Genomic DNA, 14,858 nt, shown 5'->3' with positions numbered 1-14,858 from the left:
CAAGTAAAGCACGGTAGCCGAAAGTGTACAAAAAGAGTGTCTTGGAATACCCGATATTTAAACCTTGTCGAGAAAAACTTGACACATACACTTCTTGCCATTGCATATACTAAAACACAAAAATGTTGTAAAATAAAAAACAAAAGCAAGAGAAGCCTTCTATCATTGCCAAGGGGGGAATGTTATGGATCTTCAAGTCGGATTGTGGCAAAAGCAATCAATGAAACTGGCAATGACCCAGGAATTAAAGCAAGCAATAGAGGTTCTTCAGTTCTCGTCCCAGGAGCTCGCATCTTTTTTGGAAGAAAAAGCTGCAGAAAATCCTCTCATCGAACTGTCCAGCACCAATATTAAACTGGTCGATTCCCGTTTTTCCGGCTTGAGCCGTGCAAAGGGCCAGAAAAAAAGCCAGGACAAAAACTGGATTGAACAAATTCCTGCACAGACGGAAACACTCCCGGATTTTTTGATCAGCCAATTGGATATGAAAGCGTTGCCAAACGCAATCGTGAAAGCGGTCCAACTTTATGCGCGCCATCTTGATGCAAACGGTTATATTACAATCCAGGTTCAGGAAGCGGCAAAAATGGCTGCCATTTCCGAAGAAGATGCCGAAAAAGCGCTTGGCATTCTCCAGTCGCTGGATCCGGCCGGAATCGGCGCAAGATCGCTTCAGGAATGCCTGCTGATCCAGATAAAAAGGGATCCGGATGCGCCCGGTCATGCGGAAGAATTGATCAGTCGCCATTTTCTCGATTTTGCCGAAAAAAAATGGAGAGGCATTGCGAAAAAACTCGATATCTCCCTGCAGGAAATTCAGCGGGTATCTGATTATGTGCAGACATTAAACCCGCGTCCGGGATCCGGTTTTATGGCGGATCGGCCGCAATACATCGTTCCTGATCTTTTGGTCAAAAATCACGCGGGAAAGCTCGAATTGTATCTTGTAGAAAACCAGGTTCCAAAGCTCCGCTTGAATGAAAGCTATGCAAGTATGAATCCGTCCGGAGATGCCAGCGTCACCCGCTATTTAAAAGAAAAAACGCAGGAATACTACTGGATCCGAAAAAGCATCGAAAGCCGGAAAGAAACGCTGCTGAAAGTCGGCGCAGCACTGCTTGAAAAACAGCGGGATTTCTTTTTATATGGAAAAGGGCATTTAAAGCCGCTTACGATGAAAGAAATTTCAGATGAAATCGGGATGCATGAGTCGACAGTGAGCCGCGCAGTGAGGGAAAAGTATATGGAAACGCCGTTTGGGACTTTTCCATTGAAAACATTTTTCACGACCGCCTTGCCGGTCCGTTCTCCTGGCGGGGAAGAAGCGGCATCGAGCGCCGAAGTCAAAAATGAAATTTCAGCACTTGTAAGCGGGGAAGACAAACGGAAGCCGCTTTCCGACCAGGCGATTGTGGCCGTATTAAATGAAAAAGGGTTTGAAATCTCGCGCCGGACAGTGGCAAAATACCGCGAACAGCTCGGCATTCCGTCATCTTCCAAAAGAAAAAGGTACGAATAAGCCGGGAATATTTTTTCAAAACGGAAGTTGCGCGTTTCGTCCGCCGGCAAAAAAGGGTGAACCGGACGGGAACGGGCAAACGCGCGCCTTGCGAAAACAAATAACTGAACGGGGCATTTAAAACCATTCCTGTTTGTTTATATCAGGAGCACAGCCCATGTTCCTGCCACGAGTGGCCGGAAGGGGAGATGATTTTAAAATGGAACTGGTGCTATATACAAGAAAACAATGCCCGCTTTGTGCGGAAGCAAAAGAACAGCTGCAATGCCTGCAAAGGGAAATCCCGTTTCGGCTGATTGAAAAAGACATCGAAGCATGCGATGCGTGGACGGAAAAATACGGCCTTATGATCCCGGTTGTCGAGTATAAAGGGGAAATGCTCGGATATGGGCGGATTCACATTTTTGCCATAAAGGAGCGCTTACATGAAATTCATGAGCAATAATAGTTGAAATGCAAAATTTATCCTGCTAGAATGAAATATGTAGCGAGGGTAATTTTTTTTGAAGCATGTGGGACAAAAAATGTCTCTATGGGACTCAACACGACCTACATAATTATTTAAGGGAGTACATCATCTATGCGATCGTTGATAGAGGTTCAAAAAAAATTATACCCCGATATCCTCGCTGTCATGCAAAAACGGTACCGGATCCTCCGTTCCATTTCTTTTGCGGAGCCGGTCGGAAGAAGAACATTGGCGCAAATGCTCGGCATGTCAGAACGCGTACTGAGGAGCGAGACGGATTTTTTAAAAAATCAAAAGCTCATCGACGTAAAATCTTCAGGCATGTCGGTGACAATTGACGGTGCTGCCTTGTTACAAAATATGGAAAGCATGATGAGAGAAATATCGGGTATAAATGAAACGGAAGAAAAGCTGAAACAAGCTTTGGGCCTCGAAGACGTGGTCGTGGTTCAAGGGGACAGCGATAAAGAACCGTGGGTGAAAAATGAGCTTGGAAGGGCTTGTGCTGTAAGAATGAAAGCCGCCTTAACGGGAAACAATATAATCGCTGTAACCGGAGGATCGACGATGGCCGCAGTCGCAGATGTATTAACTCCCGATATCAGTGCCAAGAGGCAGCTGCTGTTCGTGCCGGCCAGAGGCGGGATCGGTGAAGATGTCGCAAACCAGGCCAACACGATCTGCGCAAAAATGGCGGAAAGGACCGGCGGAAAACACAGGGTATTATATGTGCCTGACCAGGTCAGCCCGGAAGTGTACAAATCGGTCGTAAATGAGCCGTCCATTAAAGAAGTTCTTACCCTTATTAAACAAGCGGATATTGTGCTGCACGGCATTGGCGAAGCCATGACGATGGCAGAGCGCCGCAAGACCGGAAAAGAAGAGATGGAGAAAATCATCCGCGGGCATGCAGTCGGCGAAGCGTTCGGGTACTATTTTAATGAACATGGTGAAATTGTTCACAAGGTCCGGACGATCGGCCTGCAACTTGAAGATTTACACCAGATCCGCCATATTTTTGCGGTTGCCGGCGGGGCATCCAAGGCAAAGGCCATTAAAGCCTACATGAACACGAAGCCGGAATCCACTGTTCTGATTACGGACGAAGGGGCGGCAAAACAAATTCTCGCTTGGCGCTAACCTGTTTTTAAAAGGGATAACCCTTTTGAAATATAAAGTTTTTACGACTAAAGGAGGAAATACAAATGGCAGTTAAAGTTGGTATTAACGGATTTGGACGTATCGGACGTAACGTATTCCGTGCTGCTCTAGGCAATCCTAATGTTGAAATCGTCGCAATCAATGACCTGACAGATGCAAAAATGCTTGCACACTTGTTAAAATATGACTCAGTTCATGGCAACCTCGAAGAAGAAGTCACTGTTGACGGTGATTCCATTGTTGTAGACGGCCATAAAGTAAAAGTTTTGGCTGAACGCGAACCTGCAAATCTCGGATGGGGCGACCTCGGTGTTGACGTTGTTGTTGAATCCACAGGCCGTTTCACAAACCGTGAAGGGGCTGCGAAACACCTTGAAGCAGGCGCAAAGAAAGTCGTCATTTCCGCTCCTGGCAAAAACGAAGATATTACGATCGTAATGGGCGTTAACGAAGGAAAATACGATCCTAAAAATCATCACGTTATTTCGAACGCATCCTGCACAACAAACTGCCTGGCGCCGTTTGCAAAAGTGCTGCATGAAAAATTCGAAATCAAACGCGGTATGATGACAACTGTTCACTCTTACACAAACGACCAGCAAATTCTTGACTTGCCGCACAAAGACTACCGCCGTGCGCGTGCAGCTGCACAAAGCATCATCCCGACCACAACCGGTGCTGCCAAAGCAGTTGCACTTGTATTGCCTGAACTGAAAGGCAAATTGAACGGTATGGCTATGCGCGTTCCGACTCCAAACGTTTCTGTTGTTGACCTTGTTGCTGAACTTGGCAAAAACGTAACGGTTGAAGAAGTAAACGCAGCATTGAAAGAAGCGGCTGAAGGCGAATTGAAAGGCATCCTCGCTTACAGCGAAGAACCGCTTGTATCCCGTGACTACAACCATACAACTGTTTCTTCGACCATTGATGCATTATCCACAATGGTTATCGAAGGCAACATGGTGAAAGTCATTTCCTGGTATGACAACGAATTCGGTTATTCCAACCGCGTTGTTGACCTTGTTGAATACATCGCTTCTAAAGGCCTTTAATTTGAACGATAAAACGTTGCAAGGGGGGTGGGGAAGAATCCCCTCTCCCTTTTTTCAATGCCTGTAAAACAAAAGGAGGTTCGTTTTGCCATGAACAAAAAATCGATTAAAGATGTTGAATTGCAAGGCAAACGCGTTTTCTGCCGCGTCGACTTCAATGTTCCGTTAAAAGACGGCAATGTAACGGATGACACAAGGATCCGCGCTGCCCTTCCAACGATCAAATATTTGGTGGAAAACGGCGCGAAAGTCATTCTTGCCAGCCACCTCGGCCGTCCTAAGGGCCAGGTTGTTGAAGAACTGCGCCTCACGCCGGTTGCAAAACGCCTGAGTGAACTGCTTGGAAAAGACGTCAAAAAAGCAAATGAAGCTTACGGCGAATCGGTTAAGGCGGAAATCAGCAAAATGAATAATGGCGACATATTGTTGCTTGAAAACGTCCGTTTCTACCCGGGTGAAGAAAAAAATGACCCGGAACTGGCAAAGGAATTTGCATCTTTGGCTGAGCTGTATGTAAACGACGCATTCGGCGCTGCCCACCGTGCCCATGCATCAACAGAAGGGATTGCCCATCACTTGCCTGCAGTATCCGGCTTTTTAATGCAAAAAGAACTGGATGTGCTCGGCAAAGCATTGTCCAATCCGGAACGCCCTTTTACTGCCATTATCGGCGGCGCGAAAGTCAAAGACAAAATCGGCGTCATCGACAATTTGCTGGATAAAGTCGACAACCTGATCATCGGCGGCGGCCTTGCTTATACGTTCGTCAAAGCAAAAGGTCATGAAATCGGCAAATCGCTGCTTGAAGAAGACAAAATTGATCTTGCAAATTCTTTTATGGCAAAGGCGAAAGAAAAAGGCGTCAACTTCTATATGCCGGTTGATGCGGTCGTAGCAGACGAATTCTCCGAAACGGCCAACAAAAAAGAAGTAGCAATTGAAGAAATTCCGGCTGACTGGCAGGCACTTGACATCGGCCCGAAAACGGTTGAACTGTATGCCAAAGTCATCAAAGAATCGAAACTCGTCATTTGGAACGGACCGATGGGCGTATTCGAAATGGACGCGTATGCCAACGGGACAAAAGGCGTTGCAGAAGCGCTCGCGGCTGCAACCGGCACTTACAGCATCATCGGCGGCGGCGACTCTGCGGCAGCTGTTGAAAAATTCCATCTGGCAGAAAAAATGGACCATATTTCAACGGGCGGCGGCGCATCGCTTGAATTTATGGAAGGGAAAACACTTCCTGGCGTCGCAGCTTTAAATGACAAATAATTTTATCAGGAAAGGGAGTGTCCTTATTGCGTAAACCGATCATTGCGGGGAACTGGAAAATGAATAAAACCTTGCCGGAAGCGCTGGCTTTTGTCGAAGAGGTAAAACATTCGGTACCTGGCGAATCTGTTGTCGACAGCGTCATCTGTGCGCCTGCGCTCTTTTTGGAACGCCTGGTGGAAGCAACAAAAGGCACCCGCGTAAAAATTGGCGCCCAAAACATGCACTATGAAGAAAGCGGTGCTTTTACAGGCGAGATCAGCCCGGTTGCACTCGCGGATTTGCATGTTGAATATGTCATCCTGGGACACTCTGAACGCCGTGAAATGTTTAATGAAACGGATGAAGCAGTCAATAAGAAAGTGAAAGCTGCTTTTGCCCATCATTTAACACCAATCGTATGCGTGGGAGAAACACTGGCACAACGGGAAAACAATGAAACAAAACAAATCGTCGGCTCACAGGTAAAAGCTGCTTTTTCCGGGCTTTCCGGCGACGAGGCAAAACAGGTTGTCGTTGCCTATGAACCAATCTGGGCAATCGGAACAGGCAAATCTTCGACTGCCGAAGATGCCAACGAAGTTTGTGCCTATATCCGCAGTGCCATCGCGGACCAATTCAGCCAGGATGTTGCTGACAGTGTCCGAATTCAATACGGCGGCAGTGTAAAACCCGGCAACATTAAAGAATTCATGGAACAACCAGATATTGACGGTGCATTAGTGGGCGGCGCAAGCCTTGACCCGCAATCTTATTTGCAATTATTGGAGGCGGTAAGCCATGAGTAAAGCACCTGTAGCATTAATCATCTTAGACGGCTTCGGCTGCCGGAAAGAAACATACGGCAATGCTGTAGCCCAAGCAAAAAAACCAAATTTTGACCGTTACTGGAAAGAGTTCCCGCACAATCAGCTCAGCGCAAGCGGCGAATCCGTCGGCCTTCCTGATGGCCAGATGGGGAACTCGGAAGTCGGCCATACAAACATCGGTGCAGGGCGTATCGTTTACCAAAATCTGACGCGCGTAGACATGTCGATCAAAGAAGGCGAGTTTGAAAAGAACGAAACTTTCCTCGGCGCGGTTGAAAATGTGAAAAAACACGGGACAAGCCTCCACTTATTCGGCTTGTTGTCGGACGGCGGCGTGCACAGCCATATCCGCCATATGTTCGCACTGTTGAAATTCGCAGCCGATCAAGGTGTGAAAAAAGTCTACGTCCATGCATTCCTTGATGGCCGTGACGTGGGCCCGAAAACAGCGGAAAAATATATCAAAGCAACGGAAGAAAAATTTAAAGAGTACGGCGTTGGCGAATTTGCAACGATTACCGGCCGTTACTATTCCATGGACCGTGACAAGCGCTGGGACCGTGTGGAAAAAGCGTACCGTGCCATGGTATACGGCGAAGGCCCGAAATATCCGAACCCAATGGCGGTGATTGAAGATTCCTATAAAAACGGGATCTTTGATGAATTCGTTATTCCTTCTGTGATTACAAAAGAAGACGGCTCACCGGTGGCAACGGTTCAGGACCATGATTCGGTCATTTTCTACAACTTCCGCCCGGACCGTGCCATCCAAATTTCAAATGCTTTTACGAATGAAGATTACCGTGCATTTGACCGCGGCCCGAATCATCCGAAAGATTTGTACTTCGTCTGCATGACACATTTTTCGGAAACGGTCAAAGGCTATGTTGCCTTCAAACCGGTCAGCCTTGACAATACAATCGGCGAAGTATTGGCACAGCACGGGTTAAAACAGCTGCGGATTGCAGAAACTGAAAAATATCCGCATGTGACGTTCTTTATGAACGGCGGGCGTGAAGAACCATTTCCGGGGGAAGAAAGAATTTTAATCCATTCCCCTAAAGTGGCAACATATGACTTGAAACCGGAAATGAGCGCCTATGAAGTAACGGATGCTTTGCTGGAGCAAATCCGGAATGACAAACAAGATGCCATCATTTTGAACTTTGCAAACCCGGATATGGTTGGCCACTCCGGCAAGCTGGAACCAACCATTAAAGCGATCGAAGCTGTCGATGAATGCCTCGGCAAAGTAGTGGACCTGATCCTTGAAAAAGGCGGCTATGCCATTATCACGGCTGACCACGGTAACTCGGATGAAGTGCTGACACCGGAAGGCAAGCCGATGACAGCCCATACGACAAATCCGGTTCCGGTCATCATCACGAAAAAAGGCGTTGAAGTGCGTGACGGCGGCATCCTTGCCGACCTGGCACCGACCATGCTTGATCTGTTGAACATTGAAAAACCGAAAGAAATGACAGGCACAAGCCTGATTAAAAAATGACCCTGGGAAGCCTGATAAAAGGAAAATCCGGCCAAATGCGGTGAAAGTGACGCCCTGAAAACGGGAGCGCCATGCCTGAATGGTGCTTGGGGCATGGAAAAGGATGACACCCGGGGGCATGCCGGGAAAATTTGCCGCGGATATGCCCTTAGCGCCATGCCTGGAAAGTACCGCTTTGTACGATTTGAATGACGAATGGTGCAATGAATATCTGCAAAAAGCATCTGAATGAGCTAAAGGCTCAATCAGTAGTGGTGTTGGACACGCCAACAGTGTATACGTTCAACGGACATCTGTTCATTGCGTAGAACTGGAAACTTGCCATTTTAATAGCGGGTAGTTCACAAAGTGATGAAAACCCCCATTTATGCATTGAAAAAGGAGAGATAAGAAGATGTCTTTAATATCTGATGTTTATGCACGCGAAGTATTGGATTCGCGCGGCAACCCAACTGTTGAAGTAGAAGTTTACACAGAAGACGGCGGTTTCGGCCGCGCATTGGTGCCAAGCGGTGCCTCTACAGGTGAATACGAAGCTGTTGAACTCCGTGACAACGACAAAAGCCGTTTCCTCGGTAAAGGTGTCGAAACAGCTGTTAAAAATGTAAACGACACGATCGCTGAAGCCATTATCGGCCGTTACGATGTGTTTGACCAAGTCGGCATTGACAAAGCAATGATCGAACTGGACGGCACACCGAACAAAGGCAAACTTGGCGCAAATGCCATCCTTGGCGTTTCCCTTGCTGTTGCCCGTGCTGCAGCAAACGAATTGGATTTGCCTTTGTACAAATACCTTGGTGGATTCAACGCAAAACAACTGCCTGTTCCAATGATGAACATCTTAAACGGCGGTGCGCATGCTGACAACAACGTGGACATTCAAGAATTCATGATCATGCCTGCCGGCGCTTCGACTTTCAAAGAAGCGTTGCGTATGGGTGCTGAAATTTTCCACAACCTGCGTTCTGTTTTGAAAGCAAAAGGTTATAATACTGCTGTCGGGGACGAAGGCGGTTTTGCACCAAACTTGAAATCGAATGAAGAAGCCCTTTCTACCATTATTGAAGCCATCGAAAAAGCCGGCTACAAACCAGGCGAACAAGTTTTGCTTGCAATGGACGTTGCATCTTCCGAAATTTACAGCGACGAAGACCATAAATACCATTTAGCCGGCGAAGGCAAAGTTTTGACTGCTGAAGAAATGGTCAACTGGTATGAAGAATTAATTTCGAAATACCCAATCATCTCCATTGAAGACGGTTTGGATGAAAATGACTGGGAAGGCTTCAAAATGTTAACAGAACGCCTTGGCAAGAAAGTCCAATTGGTGGGCGACGACCTGTTCGTAACCAATACTGAAAAACTTGCCCGTGGTATTGAAGAAGGCATTAGCAACTCCATTTTGATCAAAGTAAACCAAATTGGTACTTTGACGGAAACTTTCAATGCGATTGAAATGGCAAAACGTGCAGGCTATACTGCAATTGTTTCCCACCGTTCTGGCGAAACAGAAGACAGCACCATTGCGGACATCGCCGTTGCAACAAATGCCGGCCAAATCAAAACAGGTGCGCCATCCCGTACCGACCGCGTAGCAAAATACAACCAATTGCTCCGCATCGAAGACGAACTGGCTGAAACAGCCGAGTTCCTTGGCAAAAAAACTTTCTACAACTTGAAAAAATAATTGGTTTTGGTACGCTGCCCGGTGAGAGCCGGGCAGTTTTTGATTGTATGGGAAAACCCGGAACCCAAAAAACGTCCTTCATCACCGGACCCCTAAAAGACAAAACGGGGGCCGGATCAGAAAGACGCTGTTCCTTTTCGGACAATTGTTCCAATGTAGTTGAACCCCGCTCCCCAATATGGTACACTCAAGATTAGGTATTGCCCGTCTCAGGAGGTGTGCAGTTGTGCATACATTGTTATTAACGTTACTAATCATCGATTCAATTCTGTTGATTGCAGTCATTCTGCTCCAGCCGGGGAAAAGCACGGGATTGTCCGGCGCCCTTTCCGGCGGTGCTGAACAGCTTTTCGGGAAACAAAAAGTGCGCGGTATTGACCTGATCTTACACAGGATTACGATTGTGCTCGCTGTTTTATTTTTCCTGCTGGCCATCGGACTTGCATATGTAAACCTATAAGGGTATGCAAATCAGGCAACTTTTCAGAAGCCTTATCCGCACATGCCTGTAAACTTTAAGACACCCATCCCGGTCCCAAAATCCAGGCCGGGTATTTTTATGCGGATTGCTGGCAATTCCGAAACGTCTTTGTTACAAATAAAATGAACAAAGGCCCAAAGAAAAACAGCAGGAAAGAGGCGTTTTTTACGGATGATGAGAATTGTACCACCCAAACCGTTTTTATTTGAAGCCGGCAAGAGGGCTGTACTGCTTTTGCACGGATTTACCGGAAGCAGCGCCGATGTCAGGATGCTCGGGCGCTTCCTTGAAAAAAAAGGATACACTTGCCATGCGCCGCAATATAAAGGGCATGGGGTACCGCCTGAAAATCTTTTGCATACGGGCCCAAGCGACTGGTGGCAGGATGTCATGAACGGCTACCAGTTATTGAAAGAAAAAGGGTATCATGAAATTGCAGTGGCCGGATTGTCACTGGGCGGGGTATTTTCCTTAAAATTAGGTTACACTGTACCTGTAAAGGGAATTATCACCATGTGCGCGCCCATGTACATAAAAAGCGAGCAAACGATGTATGAAGGCGTGGTTGCGTATGCCCGCAAATATAAACAGTTCGAAGGGAAAAGCGAAGCGCAGATCGAACAGGAAATGCGGGAATTTAAAAAAACGCCGATGCATACGCTGCAATCGCTGCAAGAGCTTATTCAGGATGTGCGCAACCATGTCGATCACATTTATGCGCCTGTTTTTGTTGTACAAGCGCGCCATGATGAAATGATCCGCCCGGAAAGCGCCAATATTATTTATTCAGAAGTGGAAACAGACCATAAGCAACTCAAATGGTATGAGAACTCCGGCCATGTCATTACACTCGATGGCGAAAAAGACCAACTTCACGAAGATGTATACACATTTCTGGAGTCGCTTGACTGGTCGGTTTAAAATTTTCCCGAAAAAGGAGGGAAATAAATGGAACAAGACCAACTACAGCAAGATGTTGAAAAAATTTTATCATATATGAAAGAAGAGACGTACAAGCCGCTGACGGTTCAGGAACTGGAAAAAGCGTTCGGCATTGACGATTCTTCCGAGTTCAAAGCATTTGTAAAAGTGCTCGTTTATATGGAGGAAAAGGGCCTCATTGTCCGCACGCGAAGCAACCGTTACGGCCTGCCGGAAAAAATGAATCTCGTACGCGGGAAACTGATCGGCCACCCGAAAGGCTTTGCTTTTGTCGCACCCGATGAACCCGGGATGGACGACATTTTTATCCCGCCGCATGAAACGAACCATGCATTAAATGGAGACACCGTTATTGTCCGTGTGTCCACCAAAAGCTCAGGCCAGCGCCAGGAAGGAACCGTTGTGCGCATTCTTGAGCGCGGCCAGACAGAACTTGTCGGCACATACGTCGAAAGCAAACATTTCGGATTTGTCGTACCCGATGACAAACGGTTCGGCAGCGATATTTTTATTCCGAAAACAGCAAACGGCGGTGCTGTCGAAGGCCATAAAGTGATTGTCCATATTACCGCCTATCCGGAAGGCACGAAAAATGCGGAAGGCGAAATCATCAAAATTCTCGGCCATAAAAATGATCCCGGTGTCGATATTTTGTCGATTATCCATCAGTACGGGCTGCCCCAGGCATTTCCGGATGAAGTGCTCGAACAGGCAAACCGGGTGCCGGAAGTAATTGATGAGAACGAGATTGGCAGCCGCCGTGATTTGCGCGGGGAAATGATTGTAACGATTGACGGGGCCGATGCAAAAGACCTCGATGATGCCGTTACCGTGAAAAAACTGGCAAACGGCCATTACAAGCTCGGCGTCCATATCGCAGATGTTAGCCATTATGTACGGGAAGGATCACCGATTGACCGTGAAGCATTTGAACGCGGGACGAGCGTGTACCTTGTTGACCGCGTCATCCCGATGATCCCGCACCGTTTATCAAACGGCATCTGTTCCCTGAATCCGCAAGTCAACCGGTTTACGCTGTCATGCGAAATGGAAATTGATGAAACAGGCCACGTTGTCCATCATGAAATTTTTGAAAGCATCATCAAAACGACCGCGCGGATGACGTATGCGGACGTTAACAAAATCCTTGTTGACCGCGACGAAGCGCTCAGAAAACATTATGAACCACTCGTTCCAATGTTTGAGCAAATGGCCGAACTTGCGGAGATTTTGCGCAAAAAAAGGATGGAGCGCGGCGCCATTGATTTTGATTTTAAAGAAGCAAAAGTCATTGTCGATAAAAATGGCAAACCGACGGATGTTGTGCTGCGGGAGCGGTCGGTTGCGGAAAAACTGATCGAAGAATTTATGCTCGCTGCCAACGAAACGGTTGCCGAACATTTTTACTGGCTGGACGTGCCCTTTATTTATCGGATCCACGAAGAGCCGAAAGCGGAGAAACTGCAGCGGTTCTTTGAATTTATTACCAACTTCGGCCTGATTGTGCGCGGCACAGCCAATTCAGTGCATCCGCGCGCGCTGCAGGAAATCATTGATACGGTTTCCGGGCGGCCTGAGGAAATGGTCGTGTCGACGGTCATGCTGCGGTCGATGCAGCAGGCGAAGTACGATCCGGAATGCATTGGCCACTTCGGCTTATCAACGAAATTTTACACACATTTCACCTCGCCGATCCGCCGTTATCCGGACCTGATTGTCCACCGGTTGATCCGCGCTTATTTGATCAGCGGAAAATTGGATGAAAAGACAAAAGAAAAATGGAAAGCATTGCTGCCGGAAATTGCGGACCATGCCTCGAAAATGGAACGCCGGGCAGTAGAAGCTGAACGGGATACGGATGAGCTGAAAAAGGCCGAATTTATGGAAGACAAAATTGGGGAAGAGTTCGACGGGATTATCAGCTCGGTTACGAATTTCGGCATGTTTGTCGAACTGCCGAACACCATTGAAGGGCTTGTACATGTCAGCTATATGATAGATGACTATTACCATTACAATGAGCGGCAATATGCCATGATCGGCGAGCTGACAGGAAATGTATTCCGCATTGGCGATGAAATCCGCGTCCGCGTGCTCAATGTGAACAAAGACGAACACAATATTGATTTTGAAATTGTCGGCATGAAAAACAACCGCCGCGAAAAAACGGAAGAACGCCCGAAAAAGATCGTCAAAGTGCGCGGCGCCCATTCTGCCCGGCCGCAAAAAACGCGCCATGCCGGCGAAGACTGGGCGACAAGGCCGCCGAAAAAGAAAAAGAAAAAAGCAAATCGAAGGTAACCGGATTTTTCCGGGAACCTTCACCGGAGGGGAAACGAAATGCCAAAAGGCGAAGGGAAAGTGCTGGCGCAAAATAAGAAAGCAAGCCACGATTATTTTATCGAAGAAACATATGAAGCAGGCATTGTCCTGCAGGGGACAGAAATCAAATCGATCCGGGCCGGCCGCGTAAATTTGCGCGACTCGTTTGCCCGTGTGGAAAAAGGGGAAGTCTTTGTCTACGGGATGCACATTAGCCCGTATGAGCAGGGGAACCGGTACAATCATGACCCGCTTCGCCCGCGGAAAATTTTGCTGCACAAGAAAGAAATTGACCGGCTGGCCGGTGTGACAAAAGAAAAGGGTTATGCTTTAATCCCACTCAAAATCTATATTAAAAATGGGTATGCAAAAGTGCTGCTCGGCGTCGCCCGCGGGAAAAAGAATTATGACAAGCGCGAATCCTTGAAGAGGAAAGAAGCCGCCCGCGAGATTGAACGCGCCTTTAAAGCCCGCCAGCACTAAAAAAACAGTATGGCGGCTCCTCTGAACGAAAAAAGGGAAGGCGCCGGATAGAAGATTTGCGCGCTTCCCTTAAGAAATGGCTTTTTTCAATCGTGGGAGAGAGGCCTGCCGGGTTCCGCCTTGCCAATGCTCCAACCGTTGCGTTCATTTGTTATTTCTGTCTGGTGCGGGCCGGCCATCCTTCAATCAATGGCGGCTCCGATTCTCTCTGCTATTGTTCGCTATCATTCTTCCCGCCCTTTTTCCAATCCTGTTTTATACCCGCGATCAAAGTAGGAATTTGACAGCTTCAATACTTGTTCCGCTTCATCCGGATCCAGCATTTTAATGTTTTCCATTACTTTCGCCTCCTCTTTTTCGTTCAGTTTTAAATAGAAATCAAAGAAACCAAATCGCATACTTCCTTTATTTCAATTCTTTTTGTTCTTGTCCGGTATTATGAAATGCTAAAAAAATTGCTTTTTAACATGTTTATAACAAAGAGACTCGATCCGATGGCCCAAAGCAGCACAAATGGAGCCAACCACCAGCCCGTTAATTACAGGCAAATCCAGAACGCCCAAATATCTAAAAAACCCGAAAAAGGGAAATGCCAGAAGAGGCCAAAGTTGAAACCTGCCAACATGCCGAAAAAGAAACCAGTTAAATGTGTTGCTTTTTTTGGCTTTTTCACCCCCAATGATGCCAATCTCCGGTTAATGGATACCGACTTGTTAAAGGCTTGCCAGAGGGAGAAGCAGTAAACGGCAGGAAAAAATCCCCTACTCGGGATGGAACAGTTCACCGGCTAGGCTGAAATTTCCTTTGAACGCAATTTAAGCCGACAGATTGAGGTTCGAACCGAAATTGATGGCTGCCGTCCAAAGCATGATCAAAAGCCCGATGAAATAATCACCGTTGTAAAGCTGTCCGAATCCGGGAAAAGCAACCGACCACAGCACGGCAGAAAAAGGGGACTTATACAGTTTTCTTTCATCCATTCTTTTCACCTATGAGGTATTGTATGTGTTTTCTTCTTCTGCCATACTGCCGGGAAAAACTTGGCTCATACGGAAAAACGTATGTGTAAAATTTTACTCGAAGGGGCAAATGAGTGGAAAAAAATGGGAAGACACTCTATCATCTAAATGTACACCTTGAATGAACAT

14 protein-coding genes are annotated in these 14,858 nt (G+C 47.1%); 12 read left to right on the top strand and 2 right to left on the bottom strand.

Annotation, left to right across the window (positions count from 1 at the left end):
- Nucleotides 1-184: 184 nt before the first annotated feature.
- The 12 genes from rpoN to smpB all read left to right on the top strand — a co-directional run bounded on the left by rpoN (nucleotide 185) and on the right by smpB (nucleotide 13,710).
- Nucleotides 185-1,519, top strand: coding sequence for an RNA polymerase factor sigma-54 (rpoN, locus tag IC21_RS01300; RefSeq protein ID WP_029142778.1), 1,335 nt, complete (start codon nucleotides 185-187; stop codon nucleotides 1,517-1,519).
- 199 nt (nucleotides 1,520-1,718) lie between these two features.
- Nucleotides 1,719-1,964, top strand: coding sequence for a glutaredoxin family protein (locus IC21_RS01295; protein ID WP_029142777.1), 246 nt, complete (start codon nucleotides 1,719-1,721; stop codon nucleotides 1,962-1,964).
- Between the two features lie 135 nt (nucleotides 1,965-2,099).
- Complete coding sequence (locus IC21_RS01290; protein WP_029142776.1) at nucleotides 2,100-3,128, top strand: sugar-binding transcriptional regulator; 1,029 nt, start codon at nucleotides 2,100-2,102, stop codon at nucleotides 3,126-3,128.
- A gap of 65 nt (nucleotides 3,129-3,193) precedes the next feature.
- Nucleotides 3,194-4,201, top strand: a complete 1,008-nt coding sequence (gene gap, locus IC21_RS01285; protein ID WP_029142775.1) for a type I glyceraldehyde-3-phosphate dehydrogenase — start codon at nucleotides 3,194-3,196, stop codon at nucleotides 4,199-4,201.
- A 90-nt stretch (nucleotides 4,202-4,291) separates the two neighbouring features.
- Nucleotides 4,292-5,476, top strand: coding sequence for a phosphoglycerate kinase (locus IC21_RS01280; protein WP_029142774.1), 1,185 nt, complete (start codon nucleotides 4,292-4,294; stop codon nucleotides 5,474-5,476).
- Nucleotides 5,477-5,502: 26 nt separating this feature from the next.
- A complete protein-coding gene (gene tpiA, locus IC21_RS01275; RefSeq protein WP_013860187.1) occupies nucleotides 5,503-6,264 on the top strand; it encodes a triose-phosphate isomerase in 762 nt (253 codons plus the stop codon).
- The gene (gene gpmI, locus IC21_RS01270) at nucleotides 6,257-7,792 is read left to right on the top strand and encodes a 2,3-bisphosphoglycerate-independent phosphoglycerate mutase (RefSeq protein WP_029142773.1); all 1,536 of its coding nucleotides are present in this window, start codon (nucleotides 6,257-6,259) and stop codon (nucleotides 7,790-7,792) included. The genes tpiA and gpmI overlap by 8 nt, the downstream gene beginning before the upstream one ends.
- 394 nt (nucleotides 7,793-8,186) lie before the next feature.
- Nucleotides 8,187-9,482 carry a phosphopyruvate hydratase gene (gene eno / locus IC21_RS01265; RefSeq protein WP_029142772.1) on the top strand — a complete coding sequence of 432 codons (1,296 nt, stop codon included), beginning with the start codon at nucleotides 8,187-8,189 and terminating at the stop codon, nucleotides 9,480-9,482.
- Nucleotides 9,483-9,708: 226 nt separating this feature from the next.
- Nucleotides 9,709-9,942 (top strand): preprotein translocase subunit SecG, encoded by a 234-nt coding sequence (gene secG, locus IC21_RS01260; RefSeq protein ID WP_029142771.1) that lies wholly within the window; start codon nucleotides 9,709-9,711, stop codon nucleotides 9,940-9,942.
- Between the two features lie 192 nt (nucleotides 9,943-10,134).
- Complete coding sequence (locus tag IC21_RS01255) at nucleotides 10,135-10,884, top strand: alpha/beta hydrolase (RefSeq protein ID WP_013860182.1); 750 nt, start codon at nucleotides 10,135-10,137, stop codon at nucleotides 10,882-10,884.
- Nucleotides 10,885-10,911: 27 nt separating this feature from the next.
- Nucleotides 10,912-13,206 carry a ribonuclease R gene (rnr, locus tag IC21_RS01250; protein ID WP_029142770.1) on the top strand — a complete coding sequence of 765 codons (2,295 nt, stop codon included), beginning with the start codon at nucleotides 10,912-10,914 and terminating at the stop codon, nucleotides 13,204-13,206.
- Between the two features lie 39 nt (nucleotides 13,207-13,245).
- The gene (smpB, locus tag IC21_RS01245) at nucleotides 13,246-13,710 is read left to right on the top strand and encodes an SsrA-binding protein SmpB (RefSeq protein WP_013860180.1); all 465 of its coding nucleotides are present in this window, start codon (nucleotides 13,246-13,248) and stop codon (nucleotides 13,708-13,710) included.
- Nucleotides 13,711-14,248: 538 nt separating this feature from the next.
- Here smpB and IC21_RS16625 read toward each other — a convergent pair.
- The gene (locus IC21_RS16625; protein WP_155116782.1) at nucleotides 14,249-14,389 is read right to left on the bottom strand and encodes a hypothetical protein; all 141 of its coding nucleotides are present in this window, start codon (nucleotides 14,387-14,389) and stop codon (nucleotides 14,249-14,251) included.
- 136 nt (nucleotides 14,390-14,525) lie between these two features.
- A complete protein-coding gene (locus IC21_RS16940; protein WP_168940077.1) occupies nucleotides 14,526-14,690 on the bottom strand; it encodes a hypothetical protein in 165 nt (54 codons plus the stop codon).
- Nucleotides 14,691-14,858: the final 168 nt, after the last annotated feature.

The sequence above is a fragment of the Heyndrickxia coagulans DSM 1 = ATCC 7050 genome (assembly GCF_000290615.1).
GTDB classification, from domain to species: Bacteria; Bacillota; Bacilli; order Bacillales; family Bacillaceae_C; genus Weizmannia; species Weizmannia coagulans.
This window is presented reverse-complemented; position numbering and strand designations above follow the sequence as displayed.